The organism is Klebsiella sp. 28 (assembly GCF_018223905.1).
GTDB lineage: Bacteria > Pseudomonadota > Gammaproteobacteria > Enterobacterales > Enterobacteriaceae > Klebsiella > Klebsiella pneumoniae.
In genome coordinates this window covers 1-633 of record NZ_JAGRQY010000343.1, presented here as the reverse complement: position 1 = coordinate 633, position 633 = coordinate 1, and the positions used below count along the sequence as shown (strand labels likewise).

General features: G+C 32.5%; 1 protein-coding gene. It reads right to left on the bottom strand.

Going from position 1 to position 633, the window contains the following annotated elements:
* Positions 1 to 212 precede the first annotated feature (212 nt).
* Positions 213 to 633 (bottom strand): sigma factor-like helix-turn-helix DNA-binding protein (locus KHQ28_RS29000; protein ID WP_228298326.1); only part of this gene is annotated, 421 nt, incomplete at its 5' end.

Below are 633 nucleotides of genomic sequence, written 5' to 3'. Positions count from 1 at the left end.
ATCACGCACCATTGATTAAAAATCAATTGCTCTACCTATTGAGCTACACGTCTACCTAATTTACTCGTAATTTGTAGAAATTTAGAGGAGGAGGAACACCTCCTCTCTTGTATTTTTTTACAAGTAAATATTATTAAGCTACTCTACCAACATAGAATAGGAGAATTTTACCTCTCACCTATAGGTGGGAATGGTTTACAAAAAAATGAAATTTAAAATAATGAAATCTGATGTCCATATTCGAAATAAGCATCAATTTTATTCCTAATTCGTTGTGACATGGATTTAGCAGTCCCTACTTTAATATCCATTTTTTCAGCAGCTTCTGCATAAGTAAGTTGCTGATTATGGATATAATCAAACAAATCACGTTCTCTCTCGCTGAACGTTGATAACAACTCTTTAAGTTGAATCAACATCTCTTGTTTCTCTTCAGTAATAGGGTAATTACGTGCAGATTCATACTGTTTACAATAAATTTCGTATGATATCTTATCCATATTTGTAATATGTTTATCTCTGCGATATTTAGGTATTTTTTTTGCTGCCTCCTCATCAAGAGGTCGCTCAATTCCATGTTCAAGCCAATATAACGCATATTTGGTAGATGAAATAATTTCAGCATAAATGGAC